This is a genomic window from Gemmatimonadaceae bacterium (assembly GCA_020851035.1).
Lineage (GTDB): Bacteria > Gemmatimonadota > Gemmatimonadetes > Gemmatimonadales > Gemmatimonadaceae > JACMLX01.
The window spans coordinates 17,950-39,904 of sequence record JADZDM010000021.1 but is presented as its reverse complement, the minus strand read 5'-3'; the positions used below and the strand labels follow the sequence as shown (position 1 = coordinate 39,904).

Genomic DNA, 21,955 nt, shown 5'->3' with positions numbered 1-21,955 from the left:
CCATCCTGATGCTGCGCAACGCGCTCCTCTACCTCTCCGGCCAGCAGGGCATCTTCAACTTCGTCCGGCACAACGGTGTCGCGAAGAGCTTCGCCTCCCGCTTCGTGGCCGGCGAGACGGTCACGACGGCCATCGAGGCGGTGCGGGTGCTGAACGGCAAGGGCATCAGCGCCTCGCTCGACCTCCTCGGCGAGAGCACGACGAACGAGAAGGAGGCATACGCCACGCAGCGCGAGTACCTCGGCCTGCTGGACCTGATCCACCGGCAGAAGCTCGACGCCAACGTCTCGCTGAAGCTCACCGCGATGGGCATGGACATCAGTGACGAGCTCTGCATCCGCGTCACCCGCGAGATCCTCGACCGCGCGAAGCAGTACGGCACCTTCGTGCGCCTCGACATGGAGTCCAGCGCGTACACGCAGAAGACGCTCGACCTGTTCGAGCAGCACTTCTACCCCGACTATCGCGCCAACGTCGGGGTGGTGCTCCAGAGCTACCTGTACCGCACCGAGAAGGACGTGCAGCGTGCAGTCGAGATCGGCGCCCGGGTGCGCATCTGCAAGGGTGCCTACAAGGAGCCCGCCGAGGTGGCATTCCCCGACAAGGCCGACGTGGACCGGAACTACGTGAAGGCCATGCACCACCTGATCGAGCACGGCAACTACCCCGGCATCGCCACCCATGACGAGGCGATCATCGCCGAGGCGCGGCGCTTCGCGACCGAGAAGGGCATCGCCAGCGACCGCTTCGAGTTCCAGATGCTCTACGGCGTGCGGCGCGACCTCCAGGAGGCGCTGGTGCGCGACGGCTACCGCATGCGCTGCTACGTGCCGTTCGGCACGCAGTGGTACCCGTACCTCATGCGCCGGCTGGCGGAACGGCCGGCGAACGTGGCCTTCATGACGGGCAACGTGGTGCGCGAGTGGGTCGGCGGACGCCGCGGCGCGTGAGTGCCGCGTGAGCGGCCAGCACCTGCCCGCCGACCACGCGCTGGGTGACGCCGGCACCATCGGCGGCTACGCGCTGGTGCACGGCCGCCCGGCCGCCTTCGAGGGCAGCGACGGCTTCTCCTACTCGGTCGAGCTCTGCGTGGACCAGGTGAACGACGCCGGCACGCAGTGGGCCGCCTACCTGATGTTCCTGCGCTGGCGCCGCATCGGTGCGTCGGGCGTCGACGGGCACCTCGAGACCGACTACCTCACCCGCGCCGGTTCGCAGGCGGCCGCGTGCGATGCGCTCGGTGCCTTCCCGCTGCAGGCCGCACGCGCCTGCCTCGAGCAGCGCATCGCGGAGACGGCACCGGCGCCGGCGCGCCGGTGGTTCGACGTGATGCGCGACGACGACGTCAGCCCCGGCGGCGCATGACTGACCCCGGGACGCTCCCCACTCCCATGCTCGGGCGGGTCCTCGGTGGCACCGGCGGCATCTGGCGCGTGCAGCGCACCGATGGCGGCGAGGTGGTTGATGCGGCACTGCGCGGGCGGCTCAAGCGCCACGATGACGCGAAGGCCAAGCAGGCCCGCGCCGACCGCGACGGCAACCGCGCCCGCGCCAGCGTGCGGTCCCGCGCCACCGAGCGCACCGACGACCTCGACGCGCCCGCGCTCAAGCTCGCCGTGGGCGACGAGGTGCAGCTGGAGCAGGACGGTGACGGCGGGAGCTGGACCATCGCGGCCATCCAGCCGCGTCGGTCGCAACTCGCACGCCGCGCGCCCGGCGGCGCCCACGGCGAGCGCATCGTCGCCGCCAACGTCGACCAGGTGCTGCTCGTCTTCGCCGCCGCGAACCCGGAACCGCACCCGCGCATGATCGACCGCTTCCTCATCATCGCGGAAGCCAACGACATCGCCGCCCGCGTGGTGATCAACAAGTCGGACCTCGTCTCGCCGGAAAGCGTGCGCCTGCGCTTCGCCGACTACGAACGCGCGGGCTACCCGGTGCACGTCACCAGCACCACCACCGGCCGCGGGCTCGACGCGCTGCGCGGCGTGCTCGAGGACCGCACCACGGTGCTCAGCGGGCCGAGTGGCGTCGGGAAGAGCAGCCTGATGAACGCCATGTTCGCGGGCCTCGACCTGCGTGTCGGCGAGATCTCGCAGAGCGTGAACAAGGGCCGGCACACCACCGTCGGTGCGTTGCTCCACCCGCTGCCCGGCGGCGGCTACGTCGTCGACACGCCCGGCCTCCGCGAGATCGGCATGTGGGGGCTCACGGCCGAACACCTCGACGGATACTTCCCCGAGTTCCGGCCGTTCCTCGGTGAGTGCCGGTTCGCGGATTGTGTGCATGTCGTCGAACCCGGGTGTGCCGTGCGCGAGGCCCGTGCCCGCGACGTGATCTCCGCCACGCGGTACGACACGTACGTGCGCCTGCTCGATGAACTGGCAGGCGAGGCGGCCAGCTGGGAGAAGGCATGAGCGGCGGCAGCGGCGGCATCGAACGGCGGGAGATGGTGGCCTGGGTCATCGCCGGCGCACTCGCACTCGCGCTCATCGGCCGCCTCACGATCGAGCGCAGCCCCGATCCGACGTTGCGCACCGACGATCCGGCGGTCGGACAGGCCCGCGCGGCCGTCACCGGCATCGTCGTGCGCGACAGCGCCAACCTGCGCCTGCCGCTCGCACCGGCGGGCCGGCCGGCCATCCTGATGGTGAACTCGAAGACCTGCTCGTTCTGCCGCCTCGCACTGCGCGACATCGCGTCGCTGCAGGGGAGTGACCCGGTTCCGATGCTGCGCGTCGTGACCCTGGAAGGGGCCGCTGCCGGTCGCGCGATGCTCGCCGAGATGGGCGTGCGCGGGGCCTTCAGCGCCGGCCCGGATGGTGAGGGCGACCAGGTCCTGCTCACCTTCAACATTCCCGGCACGCCCGTCTTCGCGCGCACCGACAGCACCGGCCGCATCGTCGAGACGGTGCCGGGCTATCCCGGTCCCGACGTGATCGGGCGATGGCTGCCGGTCATGCGCGGCCGCTAATGGCGTGTATTCGAAGTTCGGATGGCACAAAGCCGGATGGGGCGCCCGGATGGCCAGGCGAACACCGCAGCAATACCAGCGGTATTGCGAGGATGTTCAACGCCGCCAGCCGGGATGCCCCGCCCGGCGACTGCGTCCGGAACTTCGATTACACGCCACGAGTCCCACTTCGCACACCCCCGAGTCCATGCTGCCCCACCGGCACTCCCTCGCTGCCTGCGCCGTCGCCCTGCTCGCCGCGCCGGTGCACGGTCAGACCCTCGCCGACGCACGGACCTGCGAACGCGCCATCACCGGCAGCGCCGTCGACCGCGTCGCCGTGCAACGGGCGATGGCGGCACGACCGGTCACGCCGGTGGCCGAGTTCGCGGCCGGCTGCATGAGCGTCATGGGGGCGCGGTGGGACAGCGCTGCCGCGCAGTTCCGGCGCGCCGCGCGCGGCAACCCGCGCAGCAGTGCCGCCTTCCTCTGGGTCGGCAACATCACCGGGCAACTCGCGCGCATCGGCGATGCCGCGACCAAGGCGCGCCTCGCCCCGCAGGTCCGCGATGCCTACAGCACCGCCATCGCCCTCGACGGCACGAACATCGACGCGCGTGAAGGGCTGATGCAGTACCTCATCGAGGTGCCCGCCACCCTCGGCGGGAGCCTCACGCTCGCCGGCCAGCAGGCCGAGGCCATCACGCGCCTGAATGCTTTCCGCGGCCTCGGCGCCAGCCTCGCCGTTGCCTCGGCGGGCCACGACAACGTCGCCGTCGAGCGCCTCCTCACGCAGGCCACCGTGCAGTTCCCCGACAGCCTGCTGGGATGGGCCAACCTCTCCGCCGTGCAGGCCGACGGACAGCGGGCTGCTGCGGCGTTCGCCACCATCACCCGCTGGCAGGCCCGCGGCACCCACCGCATGTTCGCACTCTTCAGCCTCGGACGCACCGCCGCCGTCACCGGCGCACAGCTCGCACTCGGCGAGCAGGCGCTGCAGCAGTACCTGCGCGGCACCCGGGGACCGTCGGATCCACCGGTCGCCAATGCCCACTATCGCCTCGGGCAGATCTACGAGCGCCAGAAGCGAAATGCCGAGGCCCGCGCCGAGTACCAGGCGGCGCTGCGATCGAACCCGAAGATGCGTGATGCGCAGGTGTCGCTCGACCGCGTGCGCTGATGCACCCGCCGCGGACGGTGCTCGCGTCCCTCGCGGCGATCGCACTCACCGGCGTCGCCCTCTCGGTCACCACCACGCGGGGCGGCGCGCCGCTCGCCGGCCTGCTCTTCCTGCTCCTGCCACTGCTCGCGGCCGCATGCTGGCGCCGGTGGCGATTCAGCCGCGCTGCGCTCTGCCTCGTGGCCGGCATTGCGCTCCTGCCGCTCACGGTGGGCCTCGTGCTCACCTGGCCGCACCGTGTCGCGATGTTGCCCTACGCGGTGGCCGCCCTCGTGCTGGTCACCGGGCTGGCGGGCCTGTTCTCGCCCGCCGCGCGCGCGTGGCATGCGGCGCAGTCCGCACCGCGCGCGCGCCGCTGACGCAGGCGCTCACCGGCTGCGCAGTGTCCCGAGCCCGCCATCCACGCCCAGCACCTGCCCGGTGGTCCACGCGTTCCGTGGGTCGAGCAGGAAGGCGATCGCATTCGCCACGTCCGACGGCTCACCGAGCCGGCCGAGCGCATGCATCGCCACCGACGCCTGTTCGGCCGGGGCACTGACCGTGATGCGCGCGGTGAGCGGTGTGCGCACCAGCCCCGGTGCGACGGCGTTCACGCGGACCTGCTTCGCCGCGTAACTCGCGGCGGCCGACAGCGTCAGGCCGATGATGCCGGCCTTCGCCGCGGCGATCGCCTCGTGATTCGCGAGCCCGATGCGCGCCGCCGCCGAGGACACCAGCACGATGCTGCCGCCCGCCGGCGCGGTGTTGGTCATCATCGCGCGCGTGGCCGAGCGCACCAGGGCGAACGCCGAGCGGAGGTTCACGGCGATCACCTCGTCGAACTCCTCCGGCCGCGTGAGGTGCGCCGGCTTGAGCAGCAGCGAGCCCACGCAGTTCACCGCACCATCCAGCCGCCCGAACCGCGACACCGTCGCCTCCACCACCTGCTCGATCTCCTCGGCCCGCGTCGCATCGACCACCTGCTGGCCGGCCCCCAGCTCCGTGGCCAGCGCGTGGAGGGCGTCCGCATTGCGCGCACCGAGCATCAGCTGCGCACCGGAGGCGGCGAGCTGTCGCGCGAGCACGGACCCGATGCCACCGGTGGCACCGAGGATGAGATGAACGGAAGGCGTCATGCTGGGGCGAATGACACCGGCACCCTCCCGGTTTCATCCGCCCGCACCCTCAGGGCGAGAGCCGCTCCAGCACCCAGCCGCCCTCGGTGCGCCGGTAGCGCAGCCGGTCGTGCAGGCGGCTCTGCCGGCCCTGCCAGAATTCGAGCATCACCGGCGCGACGAGGTAGCCGCCCCAGTGCGGCGGAAGCGGCACCTCCGTCTCACCCGGGAACCGCGCGTCGGCGTCCCGGACGCGCGATTCCAGCGTGGCGCGGTCGGGGAGGGTGCTGCTCTGCTCACTGGCCCAGGCGCCGATCCGGCTGCCCCGCGGACGGGACTCGTAGTACGCCGCCGACTCGTCCCGGCCGAGCTGCTGCACCGTGCCCCGGATGCGGACCTGGCGCTCCAGCTCGTGCCAGAAGAACACCAGCGCCGCCGCGGGCCGTGCCAGCAGGTCGCGCCCCTTCTGACTCCGGTAGTCGGTGAAGAAGGTGAAGCCGCGGGAATCCACACCCTTGAGCAGCACCACGCGGGCATCTGGCGCGCCATCGGCATCGACCGTGGCGAGCGTCATGGCGTTCGGCTCGGTCGCGGCCGCATCCACGGCGTTCGCGAACCAGCGCGAGAACTGCTCGATCGGGTCGGGGACCACGTCGGCCGTGTCGAGTGACGCCAGCGCGTAGTCGCGCCGGAGGTCAGCGATGGAAGTCATCAGGGTCGATCGGTGAGGGAAGCGTGCGCCGCCTGGCGGCGGGCTCCGGGGCGCCGGGTCAGGCCAGCCGACGCGCTGTGATACGATGCAGCCCGCACTCGTGCGCCGCCGTCAGGAGTTCACCACGATCGTGCACCGAGATCACCCGCGGCATCAGGACCACCGGGCACTCCAGCAGCGCACCCAGCGTCTCGCAGGTCGCGCCGATGATCTCCGGCTCCTCGTGCAGAAGGTGTGCGTCTGCCAGTATCACGCCAGCAATCCGCACGTCATGGGCCAGAAGCGCGGCCGCGATCAGCCGCACATGCCCGACGGCCCACCGGGTCACCGGTTCCACGATCACCACCGACAGCCGCCACCGCGCCACCATCTCGAGCATCGACTGCGATGGCGAGATCGGGTCGAGCAGGCCGACCGCATCGTGCACCACCAGCACGGACCGCCCGTCCGAGAGTTCCTCCCGAGCGCGATCGAACGCCGCGTGGTGCAGCAGCGTGCCCGAGGCATCGGCCGCGTGCATCGCGGATCGCGGATGCTCCAGCGCGAACGGCGTCACGTCGCGCGGGTTGTCCAGGTGGCCGGCCGCCCAGCGGATGAGCGCGCCACGGCTCCCCTGCTCGCAGGGATCGTCCACCCCGGTCTCCACCGGGACCATCGCCGCCACGTTGCCCCCCTCCGAGGCCAGCAGCGCGATCAGCATCGCGCACGCCAGCGCCGAGGTGTCGTCGGGCGTGAGTGCGGTGACCGCGAATCCGGGCAGGAGCGCCGCTCCGCCGGCGGCCCCGGCACCGGTGCTGGCGTCAGTGGACATGCAGACAAACTCGTGCGGCGGCGCCCTTCTGCCAACCACCGGCGGCGGTGAAACCCGGCACCGGCGCCGCGCCGTACGGACCTCCATTCCATCGCCCTCCCCATTCCCGGAGCATCCCGATGCCGGCTTCCCGCCGTTCCGTCGTCCTGGTCGCCAGCCTGGCCTGCCTTGCCGTGGGTTCACGACTCGGCGCGCAGCAGGTCGTGCGACTCACCCCCGCCAGCGGTCGCGTCGCCATCTGGAACCTCATCGGCACGGTGCGGGTGGAGCAGGGCACCTCCGACGACGTCGAGGTGGAGGTCACGCGGCTCGGCGCACATGCCGGACAGCTCGTGACCCGCACCGGCGTCCTCGATGGCGCGCAGACGCTGCGGATCTTCCACCCCGCCGACGTGATCCGGGCCGCGGACGAGGCGCATGCGGCGCGGCGCTACTCCACCACGATCCGCCTCCGCGACGACGGGCGGTTCGGAATGTCCGGCGGCGATGGCCGGCGAGTCCGGCTCAGTCACGACGGCGGCGCCGAGGCGTCGGCCGACCTCGTGGTACGCGTGCCGGCCGGGGTGTCGCTCGAACTGCACCTGGGTCTCGGGGACATCGCCGCACGCGGAACGATGCGCGCGCTGTCGCTGGAGACCGGCTCGGGCACCATCCGCACTGGTGAGACGCGCGGTCCGCTCCGGCTCGAGACTGGATCGGGTGCCGTCGCCGTCACGCGGCACGACGGCGACCTCGACGTCGAGACCGGGAGTGGATCGGTGACCGCGAGTGACATCGATGGCGCGACCGCGGTGCGGATCGAATCGGGGAGCGGTGCACTGAGTGTGGTGCGCTGCCGGGCCACCGACCACCTCGCGCTCGAGACCGGATCCGGACGCATCAGCGCCCTCGGCATCGAGGCGGCGTCGATGCGGCTCGAGACGGGCAGCGGGTCGGTGGAAGTGGCGCCGCGCAGCTCGGCGGGCGACCTGGATGTGGAAACGGGCAGCGGCTCCGTCACCCTCATCGCACCTGACGACTTCAACGCGGAGCTGCGTCTCTCGGCTGGCTCCGGCGGGGTCGAGTCCGCCGTACCGATGGCGGTCTCCCGCCGTGAGCGGGGGGAGCTGGATGGTCGCATCGGGACCGGCCGCTCGCGCGTGACCATCGAGACGGGGTCCGGCGGTGTGCTCGTGCGTCCGGCCAGCATCCGGCGCACGATCTGACGCGGTGGGCGGGGGCGGGGGCGGGGGAAGAGACGAAGGCGGCGCGCACCTCAGAGTGGTGCGCGCCGCCTTCGTCTCGTCATGCCGTTGCGACCTGACCGGACCTCAGTGCTTCGCCTCGGCGGCGGCGGCCGGAGCGGCACCACCAGCCGGCTTCGCCATCGAGGACTGCGGGATGGAGCCCTTGGCGTGGAACATCGGGTCCGTCGGCTCGCGCCACGTGGCCTTGTGGATGGACCAGGCGCCGAACCAGAGCGCAATGGCGACGACCGTGGTGAGGATGGCGTAGGGCCAGCCTTCCTTCGTCGGGTTGATCGGGACGTGACGTCCTTCGGTATGGCTGGCCATCGGGCGAAAGCTCCTCGTGCGACGGGATGCCGGGGGACTTCCTCCGGCTGGCAGGACTCAGCGTGCGCCCGGACTGCGGACCTGGCGCACGAAATGACTGTGGACGACAATAACACCGGCGGGAAGCGCCCCGCCGGGGGTCAGAGTGCCGGGGTGCCCTCCACCACGGCCACCAGCTGGTCGATGGTGTACGGCTTGGCCAGCAGGCCGTCCACGTTCAGCGCCTCGGCACGGCCCATCATCGGCGACCCCGGGCCATCGCCCGAGCTCAGGACGTAGCGCGTCCCGCTGCAGCTCGGGAGCATCCGCATGCGCCGGATCAGCTCCACGCCGTCCATCTCCGGCATGTGCAGGTCGCACACCACCACGTCGAAGGTGAACTGCTCCGCGATCCGCAGGGCATGCAGCCCGTCGCTCGCCCCCACCACGGCATGGCCGCGCGAGGTCAGGAAGCGGGTGAGGAAGCTGATGATCGCCGCCTCGTCGTCCACCACCAGGATGTCCAGGGCGCGGCCGATCGGCACGCTGTCCGCTGCTGGCGGGGCGGCGGCGGCAGGCGCCAGTTCCACGTCCTCGTCCACCTCCGGGGCCCCCACCAGCGGCAGCCGCACAATGAACTCGGTGCCGCGTCCCAGCTCGCTCTGCACGTCCACCACGCCACCATGCTCGGTGACGATGCTGTGCACCACGCTCAGGCCCAGCCCCGTGCCCACACCCTCTTCCTTGGTCGTGAAGAAGGGCTCCCAGATCCGGCCCAGCAGCGAGGGGGAGATCCCGGCACCGTTGTCCGAGACCTTCACCAGCACGAAGGTATCGTCGTCCTCCGTCTCGGTGGAGATCCGCAGTTCCAGTGGCGCCTGCTTCATGGCGCGCTCACCGCGCATCGCCTCGAGCGCCTGCCGCGCGTTCACCACCAGGTTCAGCATCACCTGCTCCAGCCGCGCCGTGTCGCCCTGCACGTAGACCGGCTGCTCGGCGAGCGTCAGGATCACGCGCACGCCGCGCGTGTCGAGGGCGTAGCGCTGCGTGTCGACGATGTGGCGGATCACGCCGTGCAGGTCCACGAGCTCGCTGCGCGTGACGTTCCCCTGTCGCGCGAAGGTGAGCAGGTCGCGCACCACGCGCTCGGCGCGGCGCGCCTCACGGCCGATGGTCTCGAGCGCCTTGCGGTCGTCGTCGGGCCACGAGCCGCGCAGCAGCAGCTGCGAGAAGCCGCTGATGGCGGCGAGCGGGTTGTTCAGCTCGTGCGCCACGCCGGCCAGCATGTGTCCCAGCGAGGCCATGCGCTCGCTGCGGCGCAGCCGCTCGTCACGCCGGTGCCGCTCGGTCACGTCCTCGGCGATGCCCTCGAACACCGGCGGTCCCCCGTCCTCGTCCTCCACCATGCGCAGCGAGAGGCGGACGTCGATCAGCTCCCCGTCACGCCGGCGCCAGGTCACCTCCACCCAGTCATCCAGCTCGCCGGCCTGCGCCGTGCGCACCAGCCACTCGTGGTCGGAGGTGTCGGCGTAGACGTCCCGGGCGAGGTCGAGGGCGAGGAGCTCCTCGCGCGTGTCGTAGCCGAGCAGCTCGAGCATCGCCGGGTTCACGTCCAGCATCCGCTGGTTGCGCTCGGCGCGGTACACGCCGTACACCGCACGGCGCACCAGTGCGTCGTAGTTGGCGCGCGTGCGCATCAGCGTCTGCTGCGCCAGGCGGCGCTCGCTCATGTCGCGCGTGACGGTGATGTAGCCCGTCACGGTGTCGTCGGCGTCGCGGATGATCGTCACGCGCGACTCCACCCAGATCGACGTGCCGTCGGCGCGTCGCAGCAGCCAGGTGGCGATCGGGAAGCGCGTGCCGGCCGTCATCTGCTCGAGCAGCATCAGCGCGATGCGACGCTCCGTCTGCGACATCAGCGACGTGAAGTGCGTCCGCACCAGCAGCGGCAGCCGGATGCCGAACAGGTCCTCGCAGTAGCTCGAGGCGTAGGTGACGATGCCGGCCGGGTCGATCGCGACGACCGCCGCCTCCAGCGTCTCGGCCAGCAGCCGAGAGAGGTCGCGGCCAGGTGCGCCAATGGCCTCGAATGCCATCGGTGTGGCGCGTGGTGGACGCGGATCCATCAGGACGTGCTGCCGGTGCACATGCGGGGGAAACTACACGAGGGGCCGGTCAACGCGACACTCCGGCCGTCACTGCCACGCGGGCACGCCGCCACCGACAGCGGACATCGGCGGTCATTGCGCGGCCCCGCCGGCACCCAACGCCGCCTCGATCGCTGTCCGGACTTCCATGTCCCCTGACGGGATCGCGCCGGTGTGGCGCCAGAGCAGGCGCCCGTCGGCCGACACCAGCCACGATTCCGGAATGCCCACCGCGGCGAACCGGCCGCGCACCGCATCCTCCGGGTCACGCCCGAGGGGAAACGTGGCACCCATGCCCTTCGCACTCGCTGCCACCGCGCCATCACCGTCGGTGTCGATCGAGACGGCCAGCACCCGCAGCCCCTTCGGCGCGTACGCGGTGTGCAGGGCCTGCAGCTCCGGGAACTCCGCCTTGCACGGGGCGCACCAGGTGGCCCACACGTTCACGAGGGTCACCGGCTGGCGCTGGCTCCCGCCGACGCGGGCGCTGTCGCCCCCGATCGTCGCCACCACGAACGCCGGCACCACACCCCCGATGGCCACGCCCGCCGCGGCGGACGCCGCCGCGGGCGGTGGCGCAGCGTCACGCGCACCACAGCCCGTGAGCATGGCCGACAGCACCAGGACCTTCACCCCATGCCGCATCGCTGACCCCCGAAATGCAGTGCCGCCCCAGTCGATCGGCGGAATCGGTTCCCGATCCGCAAGATACGGATGAACCCGCAACCCTGTTCAGCCGAGCGGAAGAGTTCGCCACACGGCACCATGCCGTCAGACGTACTGCCGAACCCGACTGTTGAACGGCCCCCGCTCATTCTCCCGGCAGCGGCGTCTCCACCAGCACCGCGGTGATCAGGAGCACGACCAGCGCGAGGCCGACCTCCGTGAACAGCGCGCGACGCAGCAGGATCGTGCCACGAGACGACTCCACCTGTGGACCGAGCCGACGCCAGTTCAGTGCGCCGAGCCCCACCACCACGCAGGCCAGCAGGGTCTTGCCCAGCACGAGCTGCCCCCAGGAGGTGCGCCAGAGATCGTCCACGGCCGTGACGTGCAGCACGGTGCTCGCGACACCACTCGAGAGCAGCAGGGCGGCTCCAGCCAGCGCCACCCGCGGCACCAGCGGGACCAGCAAGCGCAGCCGCACGTCGGCCGTCTCGGCATCCCGGTGGTGCACCTGCCCGTCGCGGTCAGGAATGGCGGAGCCGAGCCAGGCAATCACCAGCAGGCTTCCCAGCCAGAGAGAGGCGCCGCTGACGTGGGTCACGTCCATCGCCACGGCAAGCAGGGTGGCGGTCTCGCTGCCGATGGCGTGTCCCTGCCACGCCGGCGCCGCGCACAGGCCGGCGGCGCAGGGCGCGGCGGCCATGAGCCAGGGCCGCGGCTGCACGTGTCGTGACGCGAACCACAGGGCCAGCAGCGTCGCCAGCGCCAGCACCGCCTGCCACGCGAATCCCGCGCCCCAGGTGGTGGATCCGAGCAGCGTGCCGAGTCCGGCGCCCAGCGGGTCACCCGGTGAACGGAGGGCAATGAGCTGGCCGGCCAGCCGCACCAGCAGCGCCGGGATCAGCAGCAGGCCGGCGACGACACCTGCCCGTGCCGCGCCGCGCACGATGCCGTCACGTGCCGCCGCATCGCCGCCGGCCCGGGGAACCACGCCCAGCGCCACGGCGCAGCTCCCTGCCATCACCAGCGTGGCGATGAACGTCAGCCACCGTGCGACGATCCACTCCACGCGCGCCAGTCGGTCAGCGCGGTGCGCCGACGTCGAACGGGATCACGCCGTTCAGCACGTGCCCGTCCCGTGCCATCGTGCGCCACACCACCTGGTAGTGCCCCGGGGCCAGCGCGGCACCCACCGGCGCCGTGATCGGCGAGTTCGGGGCCGAGGCACGGCTGAGCGGAGCCAGCGCGCGCTCCACCGCCGCCGCCCCCACGCCCGACGTCACCTTGATCGACGTCACCGCCAGCTCCGGACGCTGCGAGAACCAGAGCTTCACCTGCACCGGCGATGCCGTGAGCGCCTGGTTCGCCATCGGCTCGCTGCGCAGCAGCTTCAGGTGCCGTGCCGCCGCACCGGCGGCCACCGGCGCGATCACCAGCAGCAGGAGCGCTGCCGCGCGTCGCCGTGCCGGCCCGCCCCTCACTGGCCCAGCACCAGCGCGAACACCAGCGGGGCCACGATCGACGCATCGCTCTCGATCATGAACTTCGGTGTGTCCACGCCCAGCTTGCCCCAGGTGATCTTCTCGTTCGGCACCGCGCCGGAGTATGAGCCGTAGCTCGTCGTGCTGTCGCTGATCTGGCAGAAGTAGCCCCACAGCGGCACCTCCTCGCGCTGCAGGTCCTGGTGCAGCATCGGCACCACGCAGATCGGGAAGTCACCCGCGATGCCGCCGCCGATCTGGAAGAAGCCGAGGGACGCATCCGTCGTCACCTGCGTGTACCACTCCGCCAGGAACATCATGTACTCGATGCCGGTCTTCACCGTGTGCACGTGCTTCACGTCACCGGTGATCACGTGGCCCGCATACATGTTCGCCAGCGTCGCATCCTCCCAGCCCGGCACGATGATCGGCAGGTTCTTTTCGGCCGCAGCCAGCAGCCATGAGTTCCGCGGGTCGATCTGGTAGCTGTCCTTCAGCTTCCCCGACAGCAGGATCTTGTACATGAACTCGTGCGGGAAGTACCGCTCGCCCGCCCGGTCGGCCGCCACCCACTCCTCCAGCACCACGCTCTCGATGCGACGCATCGCCTCCATCTCGGGGATGCAGGTGTCGGTCACGCGGTTCATGTGCCGGTCCAGCAGGTCCTGCTCCTGTTCCGGCGTCAGGTCACGCCAGTTCGGGATCCGCTCGTAGAAGTCGTGGGCCACGAGGTTGAACACATCCTCCTCGAGGTTCGCCCCGGTGCAGCTGATGCCGTGGATCTTGTCCTGCCGGATCATCTCGGCCAGTGACACGCCGAGTTCGGCCGTGCTCATGGCGCCAGCGATGGTCACGAACATCTTGCCGCCGGCGTCGAGGTGCGCCGTGTACCCGTCCGCCGCCTCGATCAGGGCCGCGGCGTTGAAGTGGCGGAAGTTGTGGCGCAGGAACGCCGAGACCGGCGCAGCAGTCGATGGAGTCATGGTCGGGAAGGTCGGCGCCGCTGGTGGCGCGCGGAAATCGGTGGCACGGAGGCGAACGCCGCAAGATAGCCGGTCGGCGCGTCACGGCCGGGGGCCGGCCCCGGTCGCGCGCCGCGGGCTAGGCCGGCACCACCTGGCTCATCACGGCGACGAAATGGCAGGCGCTGCCCGCCAGCACGAAGAGGTGCCACACGGCGTGCGAGTAGCGGAGCTTCTCGTTGTGGTAGAACACCGTGCCCGCCGTGTAGGCCACGCCGCCGGCCAGCAGCCAGGCCAGCGCCGCCACCGGGATGGCCTGCAGCATCGGCCGCACCGCGAAGATCGCCATCCACCCCATGCCGATGTAGACCAGCGTCGAGAACAGCTTGAACCGGCCGGTGAAGAACAGCTTGAACGTCACCCCCAGCGCCGCCAGCCCCCACACCACGCCGAACAGCCACCAGCCCAGGGTCCCGTTCAGCGCCACCAGCGTGAAGGGCGTGTACGTCCCGGCGATGAGCATGTAGATCGCACAGTGGTCGAAGACCTTCAGCCGGCGCTTCGTCACCGGGTTCGGGATCGCGTGATACAGCGTGGAGGCCGTGTAGAGCAGCAGCATCGAGCTGCAGAACACGATCGCACTCACCATCTGCAGCCGCGTGCCCGACTGTGCGGCGAGTGTCACCAGCACCGCGCCCGCGGCGGCGCTCGCCAGCGCCCCCACACCGTGCGTCACGGCGTTGGCGATCTCTTCCCTGTGCACTGCCTCTGCCGTGACAGCCATGCGGCACCTGTGTGGCGGACGCTGGAACCTACCCTACTGCACGAGGTAGGTGATCTGCCCGGTGGGGTGCGCGGAGCAGTAGCCGCCGTAGCTGCCGGGCAGCGGCACGCTGAAGCTGCGCGTCGAGTTCGCTGCCACACCGAACATGCCCAGCGACTGGAACGTGGTGTCGCGGTTCTCGATGCGGATGCGCGTGTTCCGGCCCCGGGCGCTCACCCGGATGGTCTCCGGCAGCGCCGTCGTGCGGCCGAACCAGTCCACCACCACCCCACGGCCGCCGAGCTCCACCCGCAGCTCCACCGCCGGTCGCGGCCATGCCCACCAGGTCGCCACCAGCGTCAGCACCAGCACCCCGGCCATCGCCGCGAACCGCCGGTGCGGCTCACTCACGGACGGCCACCCGCACCGTGTCCACCCGCGACGGGCGCAGCAGCAGTCGCATCACGACGGTGTCGCCCGGCACCAGTGCGGCGCGCAGGCCCAGCACCATCACATGCAGGCCACGCTCGGCGAACACCAGCGAATCGTGCGGCGGCACGGTGAGCGAGTCCTGTGCCTGCATGCTCGCCATGTCGTTGGCGTCGGTCGAGAGGTGGAACATCGCACGTCCCGCCACGTCCACCTGCACGTCGTGGAGCACGAGCGCCGTGTCCCCTGGGTTCCGCAGGGTGAAGTAGATCGCGGACGAGGCCCCCTGCTCGGCGGGCCGCATCCACGGGCCGGTGGCGGCGGAGGGCGCACCCGTGCTGCTGCACGCACCCGCTGCCGCGCACGCGAGCAGCACCACCAGGCTCCTGCGTCGGGCAGCACTCACAGCAGCGCCCGGATGTCGTCCGCGATCTGGGCCGGTGTCAAGCCGGCACGATGCATGAGCCGGAGCCTGCCCTCGGGATCGATCACGAACACCTGGCTCGGGTGGCTCACCGTGTACGTCGTGCTGGTGTCGGCCGGGTTGCCGTCCCGGTAGGCGGCGAGCTTCCACGTGGCGAGCGTCGCATCGATCTGGGCCCGCGTGCCCGTCAGTCCCGTGAAGGTGGGGGAGAAGCCGGCCGCGTACCGCTGCGCACCCGCCGGTGTGTCGCGTTCCGGGTCCACGCTCACGAAGACGAAGCGCACGCGCTGCGCCGCGTCGCCGAGCGCGGTCGCGGCCCGCTTCCATTCCACCAGCGTCGTCGGGCAGACGTCGGGGCAGTGCGTGTAGCCGAAGAACACCATGACGACCTGGCCGCGCTGCGCGCCCAGGTCGAAGGCCGTGCCGGTGGAATCGGCGAGCCGCAGGGCGGGCGCGGCGTCGGGCGGATCCAGCACCACGCCGTTGAACGACGGTGCCGCGCAGCCGGCGGCGAAGAGGCAGGCAAGAAGGACGGCGGAAGATCGCATCCCTGAAAGCTACCGGTGCCGGTGTGCGGCGCGGGCGCACGCGGCCCTCGAGCCCCACTCGCCCATCGGGCACTGTCTGGTTATCATCTGATTCTCAATAACCCTGCCGTCAGGAGCGGTGCGGGTGTGACGTCACGTCAGGGCCCCGGAGGCGGAATGGAACGGAACACGAAGCAGCGGGGCGCCATCCGGCGGGTGTTCAGTGCGCTGCACCGCCCGTTGTCGCCGGCCGAAGTGCTCGAGGCCGCGAAGGCGGAGGTGCCGAGCATGGGGATCGCCACCGTCTATCGCACCATCAAGACGCTGCTGGACGAAGGGGAGATCAAGGGCATCGATGTGCCCGGTGAGGCGCCGCGGTACGAGGTGGCACACCTGGGGCACCACCACCACTTCCACTGTCGCACCTGCGACCGCGTGTTCGAGGTGGAGGGGTGTCCTGCCGACATCCAGAAGCTGGCCCCCGCCGGCTTCACCACCGAAGGACATGAGGTCATGCTCTTCGGTCGGTGCGTCGGATGCAAGGCGGCCTGATCCGCATTCTGTCCCGACGCTGACGATCTCCAGTGTCCGGGTCCCGGTGAGCAGGCTGTGCCGATCGGTGCGTTCATCTCCAACCGGCCTCTTTCGGCCTCGGTGACCGCAGCGTAAAGTGGCTCATGGGACTTGCCGTTCGCACGCCCAGGGTCACCGAACAGCGGTGTCCCGAGACGCTGGTCTTCCCTCCACCATCTCCGCACATGATCAAGAAACTCGCAAGCTCTCTGGCAGTGGCCGTCGTGCTGCTTGCCGCGCCGTCACAGGCGTCTGCCCAGGTCAAGCTCGGCTACTCCGACGTGGGCGGTGTGGTCGGCCTCGGCAACATCGGCAGTGCAAGCATCTCATTCGGTGGGCGGTACGAGCGCGTGTTCAAGAGTCTCCCGGACCTTGGAGACGGCCTGCTCGGCATCGGCGTCAGTGCCGACGTGTACAGCTGGAGCGCGGGGTCCGCGAGCTTCCGGTACATCCCGATCGGCGCGACCGCGAACTACCACTTCAAGATCGACCCGAAGAAGAAGCTCGACGCCTTCCTCGGCGCCGGTCTCGGCTTCCAGGTCGTGTCCTGCGACTTCCCCGGTTCGAGCATCGGATGCAGCGGCTTCAACAGCGGCGTGTATTTCATCGGCCGCGCGGGTGGCCGCTACTTCCTGACGCCGCGCACGTCGGTGTATGCCGATGCGGGTGCCGGTGCTGCGACGCTGAACGTCGGCCTGACGATCAAGCTGAGCAAGTAGTCGGAGTCACGGGTGCCGCGCCTCGTCGCGGCGCCCACACGAGGCGGGCGATGCATGCGTGCATCGCCCGCCTCGTGCATCGTGGCCCGCATGCGAAAGGGCGGGCGATGCCATCCGGCACCGCCCGCCCGTCGTGTCCTGCCTGCTGCCACTCAGCGCGCGTAACGCTTCTTGAAGCGGTCGACACGGCCCTGCGTGTCGATCATGCGCTGCTGGCCCGTATAGAACGGGTGCGAGTGGCTGGTGATTTCCATGGTGATCACGGGGTACGACTTGCCGTCGGTCCACTCCATCATCTGGTCGCTGGACTGGGTCGAGCGGGTCACGAACGCGAAACCCGACGAGGCGTCCTTGAAGATCACCGGGTGGTACGCGGGATGAATGCCTTCCTTCATAGCAGCTGATCTCGTCTTGGGGTCACGCGCCGGGCAGGGCCTTGGTCCCGGGTTCCCGGGTAGCCTCGAAACGTAGCAGGGCAGGTGGCCGGATGGCAGGGGCCGCCCGTGACCCCAGCGAGACCCGGGCAGCACCACCCCTTGCGGCCCCCCGTCACTCGGTATTTATTGATACTCGCGTATCAGTTGCCGGTATCATTAATGCCGTTCCGGTCTGGTTCAGGGCGTCGACAGGGCGCCACGCAGACCGCCACCCGACGGACGATTCATGGGCATGTCCCTCCGCACCAGCCAGCCGGTCAGGCCGTCACTCGACGTCGTGGGTGCCACGGCGTCGCTCGCATGTGCGGTGCACTGTGCGGTGGTGGCGGTATTCCTTGGCGCGATGCCTGCCGCTGCGTCATTCCTGGCCGCCCCGTGGATCGAGTGGATCTTCCTCGCAGCGTCCACACTGATCGGCCTCGCCTCCCTGCTCCCGGGCTACCGCTCGCACGGCCTGAAGACGCCGCTGCTGCTCTTCACCGCCGGCATCGCGATGCTCGCCGTGCTCCGCGCGACGCACGCGTCGCCGTCGCTGGCGGAGATGCTGGTGGTGATCGTGGCAGCCGGGTGCCTGGTGTCCGCACACTGGCAGAACCGCGGCGCGATGCATCGCTGCCGCTGCGGCCCGGCGCACCACCACTGACGGCGTCACCGCATGGCCCACTGCGCCATGCGGTCATTCCACTGCACCGCGGTCGTCAGCCGTCCTGCGAGACGGAGCCCGGGGTCTGCATCGCGCCGTCCTCGCCATTGACCACCGCGCGATAGCGCACGGGCATCGCCGGGTCGAGCGACTCCCGCACGCTGCAGTAGCGCGTGATCGCGAGGTCGATCGCGCGCTCCACGTGCACGCGCTCCACCCCCTCGCCTGCCACATGGTAGGTGAGCGTGATCTCGGTCAGCCGCCGGGGGATGGTTTCCGCGCGCGACCCCACGGCGTCGATGCCGAGTGACGCCAGCGGGGTCCGCCGCTTCGCCATGATGTCGACCACGTCGACGGCGGTGCACGCGGCGAGCGCGCTCACGACGGCGTCCACCGGGCTCTGACCGGTGACGCCATCGCCATCCAGCCGCAGCGTCGGGCCGCCGGGCCTTCCGGTGTCGAAGCGGTGCTCGCCCTGCCAGTCGAGCCGGATCTCGGCCACTCGCTTTGGTGGAGTGCTCATCGTCCTGCGTCTCCGGGTCCCGCCACCGCCGCCGCGCACCCGCGGGGTGGGTGTGCGCACCGTGGCATCATGAGGGGGTGCCGCCTGCGTCCGCGCCGGTGGCGATGGGCGTGCGGACGGCGTTGCCGTACTCGGTCCAGCTCCCGTCGTAGTTCTTCACGTCACGGTAGCCGAGGAGGTAGGTGAGTGCAAACCAGGTGTGCGACGACCGCTCGCCGATGCGGCAGTAGGTGATCGTCGGCCTGGCCGGGTCCAGGTGCTGCTCTGCCTCGTAGATCGCGCGCAGCTCGTCCGCCGACCGGAACGTGCCGTCGGTGTTGGCCGCACGGGCCCACGGCACGCTGCGGGCGCCGGGCACGTGCCCGCCGCGCATCGCCCCTTCCTGCGGGTACTCGGGCATGTGCAGCCGCTCGCCGGTGTACTCCGGCGTGGAGCGCACGTCGACGAGCTGCCCGTGCCGTGCCGAGTGGGCCAGGACGTCGGGCAGGAAGGCCCGCAGCGGTGCATCGTTCCGCGCCGGCGCCACGTACGACGACGCGGCAAACGACGCGAGCTCCGTGACCAGTGCGCGGCCCTCCTGCTCCCACTTCATGCGGCCGCCGTCCAGCAGGCGGGCATTCCGGAAGCCGAACAGGCGGAACACCCAGAACGCGTACGCCGCCCACCAGTTGTTCTTGTCGCCGTAGAACACCACGGTCGTGGTGTCGTCGATGCCCAGACGCCGCAGGAGCGCCTGGAACTGCGCCGGGCCGACGTAGTCACGCATGACCGGGTCGTTCAGGTCGGTGTGCCAGTCGATCTTCTGCGCGTTCGGGATGTGCCCGAAGTCGAACAGCAGCACGTCCTCGTCGCACTCCAGCAGGCGGAGCGCGGGATCGTGGAGGTGGTCGGCGAGCCACGCCGTCGTCACGAGGACGTCGGGGGTGGCGTAGCCGCGGCCGGCGATTCCGGGGTCCGGGGCGCGCAGGGTGTCAGGCATGGGTGGGGAACGAGGGAAGACGACGAAGCGTACGGGACTGGAATGCTCGGCTTTGCTCCCGCGAGCGACGGCACACGGCACGGGCACGGCGTATCGTCGCCACTGGGGTGGCATCCCGCCAGTGACAGGAATCATCCATGCACTGCGGGAGTAGCTTCAGCCATGCCTTCCGATCGTCCGGTTCGCCCCTGCAGTCCGGTGTCGTGGTGTCTCGCGTGACGGGGGCGGCGATGGATCCGTATGCCCGCCATGTGCTGGTGTGCACCGGGACGTACTGCAGCCCCGACCGGCGGGGACGCCATCTCTATGCCGAGCTCGCGCGGCTGCTGCAGCGGGAGGACCTGCTGTTCGGGCCGCAGCGGGTGAAGCGCGGCGAGACGCCGTGCCTCGGTGTCTGCGCCGGTGGCCCGGTCCTGGTGGTGTATCCGGAGGGCGTGTGGTACGCCGGCGTCACGTCCGCCCTGCTCGAGCGGATCGTGGTGGAGCACCTGGGCCAGGGCCGGGTGGTGGAGGAGGCGGTGTCTCACCGGCTCGACGGCCCCCGGTGAGCGGTCTCGCGCCGGCGCTGCTCGGCTGCGATCGCCTCGTCCAGGGCGCGCAGGTGTCGTGGCCAGACGTGCAGGGCACGGGCACGGAAGCTGGCGAGCGCCTCCGGTTCGTCGAGCAGGAATTCCGCCAGCCGACGGTGTCCCTTCCGTAAATTGCAGGCACTACAGGCCGTCACTACGTTGCCGCCGGAGCTGTCCCCGCCGCGCAGCAGTGGTTGCACATGGTCAATCGTGAGTGCCGCCGGCGCACACTGCACGCCGCAGTAGACGCAGCGCCACTCGTCCCGCCCGAAGATCTCCCCGCGATTCACGATGGTCGAGTTTCCTGATCCACGGCGGACCTTCTTCGAGGCCGCGCGCAAGCTGATTTACGATCCCGATGCCCCGGCCGCGTCGCTCGACGATGTGCAGGACATCCCGCGACTCACGCCACATTCACTGGACAGGGCCCGCATGGCACGCACCCGCGACCGCATTCTGAGCAACCTGGAAGAGATGTACAAGGAAGCCTTCGACCGTGCGAGGGCCACCGAGGATCCGTCGCAGATGGTCGCGCTCGACTTCGCGTACCGTCGGGAGCAGCTGTACTTCGAGATCCTGCTCGACCTGCGCGACTCGATGGACCGTCGCCCCACCTGAGGTGGCGCCGGTCACGCTGGCCCTCGTCAACGGACGGATCCGGACCGGGGATCCGCGGCGGCCCGTGGCCGACGCGATCGCCGTGGACGGTGCACGGCTGGCGCTGGTGGGGTCGAGTGCGGAGGTGCGCAAGCTGGCGGGTCCCGCGGCCAGGGTCGTGGATCTGCGTGGCGCCATGCTGCGCGCCGTGCCACCGGACGCCGTGCTGCGACGGGGGGAGGTGGCCAGCGTCACCGTGACGGCGCCGGACGCCCGGGAGCTCTTCCGCATGGTGAACGGGGTGATCGAGCTGGACGTGCTGCCATGACCGTCGCCATCCGACGGTGTCGTCGGCTGCTGTGCGCGCTCGCCACGATCGCCGCGCCTGGCGCGGCACTCATGGCGCAGGTGCCGTCGTCCCGACCCGCGCCGCGCACGCAGGCGTGGTTGTTCAGTTATGCCACCGCCGTGCACGCGGGCGGGCGGGCAGTGGGTGGCACCGGGCTCACGCTGGACGTCGCGGTGCGGAACGGCGTGGCGCGCGTGACCTTTCGCGGCGGGGCGCTGACCGCGCTCACGGGCGCGCGCGGCGCGCTGCTGGTGCGTGCCGGCGACACGCTGATGTCGGTGGTGAATCCCGACAAGAGGGAGGTGTTCGTGCTGCCCGCCGGCCAGCTGAACTCGGTATTGGGCGGCATGCCGACCGGCGGCATGGCGATCGAGGTGAGCGACGTGGCGAGCACCATCCGGCGCAGTGGCGCCGGCCCGCGCATCGTCGGCCACGAGACGCAGCACGTGGTGCTCGAGCAGCGCTTCACCATCACCGCCGGCCCGGCCACGATGCGGCGGTCGATCCGCACCGAGCAGCGCGTGGAGCTGGACCTGAGCGCCAGCCTGGCGCGGCTCGATCCGGGGTTCGGGGCGTTCGCGGAGCAGGTGGCGCGCGCGGCCGGCGCGCCCGAGGCGGCGCGGCGTGCCCTCCGCGCGTCGCAGCGCGGCATGCCGGCGGGTTTCCCCCTGCACAGCGCGACGACCGGCGTCTCGATCGCGGGGACCGACTCGCTCGCCACCACATCCGAGTCGCTGGTCAGCGGCCTGCGCCGCGAGGTTGTGGACACGCTGCTGTTCACGGTACCATCGGACTATCGCGTCACGGAGCTGAGCCGGTTGCTCCGGCCCGGGCAGCGTCGGTAGCGTCCGCGCACGTTCCGTGACGTCGTACGATCGGTCCGGA

31 protein-coding genes are annotated in these 21,955 nt (G+C 70.7%); 14 read left to right on the top strand and 17 right to left on the bottom strand.

The annotated features are described in order from the left end of the window. Window positions 1-8 precede the first annotated feature (8 nt). From IT355_13020 to IT355_12995, 6 genes are all read left to right on the top strand, one after another. Complete coding sequence (locus IT355_13020) at window positions 9-950, top strand: proline dehydrogenase family protein (protein ID MCC7054180.1); 942 nt, start codon at window positions 9-11, stop codon at window positions 948-950. 7 nt (window positions 951-957) lie between these two features. After that, window positions 958-1,365, top strand: coding sequence for a hypothetical protein (locus tag IT355_13015; GenBank protein MCC7054179.1), 408 nt, complete (start codon window positions 958-960; stop codon window positions 1,363-1,365). Next, window positions 1,362-2,417 (top strand): ribosome small subunit-dependent GTPase A, encoded by a 1,056-nt coding sequence (rsgA, locus tag IT355_13010; protein ID MCC7054178.1) that lies wholly within the window; start codon window positions 1,362-1,364, stop codon window positions 2,415-2,417. The genes IT355_13015 and rsgA overlap by 4 nt, the downstream gene beginning before the upstream one ends. Continuing rightward, entirely contained in the window at window positions 2,414-2,974 is a 561-nt protein-coding gene (locus tag IT355_13005) for a hypothetical protein (GenBank protein MCC7054177.1), read from the top strand. The genes rsgA and IT355_13005 overlap by 4 nt, the downstream gene beginning before the upstream one ends. 187 nt (window positions 2,975-3,161) lie before the next feature. Continuing rightward, entirely contained in the window at window positions 3,162-4,133 is a 972-nt protein-coding gene (locus IT355_13000) for a tetratricopeptide repeat protein (protein ID MCC7054176.1), read from the top strand. Beyond that, on the top strand, window positions 4,133-4,492 hold the full coding sequence (locus IT355_12995; protein ID MCC7054175.1) for a hypothetical protein: 360 nt from the start codon (window positions 4,133-4,135) through the stop codon (window positions 4,490-4,492). The genes IT355_13000 and IT355_12995 overlap by 1 nt, the downstream gene beginning before the upstream one ends. Window positions 4,493-4,501: 9 nt before the next feature. Here the strand turns inward: IT355_12995 and IT355_12990 are convergent, their stop codons facing one another. From IT355_12990 to IT355_12980, 3 genes are read right to left on the bottom strand one after another with little or no spacing between them, the layout of a single operon-like run. Further along, a complete protein-coding gene (locus IT355_12990) occupies window positions 4,502-5,248 on the bottom strand; it encodes an SDR family oxidoreductase (protein MCC7054174.1) in 747 nt (248 codons plus the stop codon). Window positions 5,249-5,297: 49 nt separating this feature from the next. Next, a complete protein-coding gene (pdxH, locus tag IT355_12985; GenBank protein MCC7054173.1) occupies window positions 5,298-5,939 on the bottom strand; it encodes a pyridoxamine 5'-phosphate oxidase in 642 nt (213 codons plus the stop codon). A gap of 58 nt (window positions 5,940-5,997) precedes the next feature. Continuing rightward, window positions 5,998-6,750 carry an AAA family ATPase gene (locus tag IT355_12980; GenBank protein ID MCC7054172.1) on the bottom strand — a complete coding sequence of 251 codons (753 nt, stop codon included), beginning with the start codon at window positions 6,748-6,750 and terminating at the stop codon, window positions 5,998-6,000. Between the two features lie 119 nt (window positions 6,751-6,869). On the opposite strand from IT355_12980, the gene IT355_12975 reads away from it, so the two are divergent. After that, window positions 6,870-7,955: a DUF4097 family beta strand repeat protein gene (locus IT355_12975; protein MCC7054171.1), complete on the top strand. Its 1,086-nt coding sequence runs from the start codon at window positions 6,870-6,872 to the stop codon at window positions 7,953-7,955. A 105-nt stretch (window positions 7,956-8,060) separates the two neighbouring features. Here the strand turns inward: IT355_12975 and IT355_12970 are convergent, their stop codons facing one another. The 10 genes from IT355_12970 to IT355_12925 form a co-directional block, all read right to left on the bottom strand. Then, window positions 8,061-8,303, bottom strand: a complete 243-nt coding sequence (locus IT355_12970; GenBank protein ID MCC7054170.1) for a hypothetical protein — start codon at window positions 8,301-8,303, stop codon at window positions 8,061-8,063. A gap of 140 nt (window positions 8,304-8,443) precedes the next feature. Continuing rightward, window positions 8,444-10,408, bottom strand: coding sequence for a PAS domain S-box protein (locus IT355_12965; protein MCC7054169.1), 1,965 nt, complete (start codon window positions 10,406-10,408; stop codon window positions 8,444-8,446). Window positions 10,409-10,522: 114 nt separating this feature from the next. Further along, complete coding sequence (locus IT355_12960) at window positions 10,523-11,074, bottom strand: TlpA family protein disulfide reductase (GenBank protein ID MCC7054168.1); 552 nt, start codon at window positions 11,072-11,074, stop codon at window positions 10,523-10,525. 166 nt (window positions 11,075-11,240) lie between these two features. After that, window positions 11,241-12,164 (bottom strand): CopD family protein, encoded by a 924-nt coding sequence (locus tag IT355_12955; protein ID MCC7054167.1) that lies wholly within the window; start codon window positions 12,162-12,164, stop codon window positions 11,241-11,243. A gap of 13 nt (window positions 12,165-12,177) precedes the next feature. Then, complete coding sequence (locus tag IT355_12950) at window positions 12,178-12,576, bottom strand: copper resistance protein CopC (protein ID MCC7054166.1); 399 nt, start codon at window positions 12,574-12,576, stop codon at window positions 12,178-12,180. After that, a complete protein-coding gene (locus IT355_12945; GenBank protein ID MCC7054165.1) occupies window positions 12,573-13,559 on the bottom strand; it encodes a deoxyhypusine synthase family protein in 987 nt (328 codons plus the stop codon). The genes IT355_12950 and IT355_12945 overlap by 4 nt, the downstream gene beginning before the upstream one ends. Window positions 13,560-13,677: 118 nt before the next feature. Beyond that, window positions 13,678-14,322: a hemolysin III family protein gene (locus IT355_12940; protein ID MCC7054164.1), complete on the bottom strand. Its 645-nt coding sequence runs from the start codon at window positions 14,320-14,322 to the stop codon at window positions 13,678-13,680. 33 nt (window positions 14,323-14,355) lie between these two features. Beyond that, window positions 14,356-14,712, bottom strand: a complete 357-nt coding sequence (locus tag IT355_12935; GenBank protein MCC7054163.1) for a hypothetical protein — start codon at window positions 14,710-14,712, stop codon at window positions 14,356-14,358. Next, entirely contained in the window at window positions 14,705-15,106 is a 402-nt protein-coding gene (locus IT355_12930; protein MCC7054162.1) for a copper chaperone PCu(A)C, read from the bottom strand. The genes IT355_12935 and IT355_12930 overlap by 8 nt, the downstream gene beginning before the upstream one ends. 26 nt (window positions 15,107-15,132) lie before the next feature. Beyond that, entirely contained in the window at window positions 15,133-15,702 is a 570-nt protein-coding gene (locus tag IT355_12925) for an SCO family protein (GenBank protein ID MCC7054161.1), read from the bottom strand. A gap of 156 nt (window positions 15,703-15,858) precedes the next feature. Between IT355_12925 and IT355_12920 the strand changes: the two genes are divergently transcribed. Together IT355_12920 and IT355_12915 are read left to right on the top strand one after the other, a co-directional pair. Then, window positions 15,859-16,233, top strand: coding sequence for a transcriptional repressor (locus IT355_12920; GenBank protein ID MCC7054160.1), 375 nt, complete (start codon window positions 15,859-15,861; stop codon window positions 16,231-16,233). A gap of 206 nt (window positions 16,234-16,439) precedes the next feature. Then, a complete protein-coding gene (locus IT355_12915) occupies window positions 16,440-16,973 on the top strand; it encodes a hypothetical protein (protein MCC7054159.1) in 534 nt (177 codons plus the stop codon). A 152-nt stretch (window positions 16,974-17,125) separates the two neighbouring features. On the opposite strand, the gene IT355_12910 is transcribed toward IT355_12915, so the two are convergent. Further along, window positions 17,126-17,368, bottom strand: coding sequence for a type B 50S ribosomal protein L31 (locus tag IT355_12910; protein MCC7054158.1), 243 nt, complete (start codon window positions 17,366-17,368; stop codon window positions 17,126-17,128). A gap of 274 nt (window positions 17,369-17,642) precedes the next feature. Between IT355_12910 and IT355_12905 the strand changes: the two genes are divergently transcribed. Then, window positions 17,643-18,053, top strand: coding sequence for a MerC domain-containing protein (locus IT355_12905; GenBank protein ID MCC7054157.1), 411 nt, complete (start codon window positions 17,643-17,645; stop codon window positions 18,051-18,053). A gap of 55 nt (window positions 18,054-18,108) precedes the next feature. Here IT355_12905 and IT355_12900 read toward each other — a convergent pair whose 3' ends face one another. Together IT355_12900 and IT355_12895 are read right to left on the bottom strand one after the other, a co-directional pair. Further along, window positions 18,109-18,576, bottom strand: a complete 468-nt coding sequence (locus IT355_12900) for an OsmC family protein (GenBank protein MCC7054156.1) — start codon at window positions 18,574-18,576, stop codon at window positions 18,109-18,111. Window positions 18,577-18,643: 67 nt separating this feature from the next. Further along, window positions 18,644-19,555: a sulfurtransferase gene (locus IT355_12895; GenBank protein MCC7054155.1), complete on the bottom strand. Its 912-nt coding sequence runs from the start codon at window positions 19,553-19,555 to the stop codon at window positions 18,644-18,646. Between the two features lie 230 nt (window positions 19,556-19,785). Between IT355_12895 and IT355_12890 the strand changes: the two genes are divergently transcribed. Beyond that, window positions 19,786-20,103, top strand: coding sequence for a (2Fe-2S) ferredoxin domain-containing protein (locus IT355_12890; protein ID MCC7054154.1), 318 nt, complete (start codon window positions 19,786-19,788; stop codon window positions 20,101-20,103). Here the strand turns inward: IT355_12890 and IT355_12885 are convergent. Beyond that, on the bottom strand, window positions 20,079-20,414 hold the full coding sequence (locus IT355_12885; GenBank protein ID MCC7054153.1) for an HNH endonuclease: 336 nt from the start codon (window positions 20,412-20,414) through the stop codon (window positions 20,079-20,081). The two genes, IT355_12890 and IT355_12885, sit on opposite strands and share 25 nt — an antisense overlap. A 1-nt stretch (window position 20,415) precedes the next feature. Between IT355_12885 and IT355_12880 the strand changes: the two genes are divergently transcribed. Genes IT355_12880 through IT355_12870 form a run of 3 tightly spaced genes read left to right on the top strand, consistent with a single transcriptional unit; the run spans window position 20,416 to window position 21,915 of the window. Next, on the top strand, window positions 20,416-20,742 hold the full coding sequence (locus IT355_12880) for a hypothetical protein (GenBank protein MCC7054152.1): 327 nt from the start codon (window positions 20,416-20,418) through the stop codon (window positions 20,740-20,742). Window position 20,743: 1 nt separating this feature from the next. Next, a complete protein-coding gene (locus IT355_12875) occupies window positions 20,744-21,049 on the top strand; it encodes a hypothetical protein (GenBank protein ID MCC7054151.1) in 306 nt (101 codons plus the stop codon). Continuing rightward, window positions 21,046-21,915 (top strand): hypothetical protein, encoded by an 870-nt coding sequence (locus IT355_12870; protein MCC7054150.1) that lies wholly within the window; start codon window positions 21,046-21,048, stop codon window positions 21,913-21,915. The genes IT355_12875 and IT355_12870 overlap by 4 nt, the downstream gene beginning before the upstream one ends. Window positions 21,916-21,955: the final 40 nt, after the last annotated feature.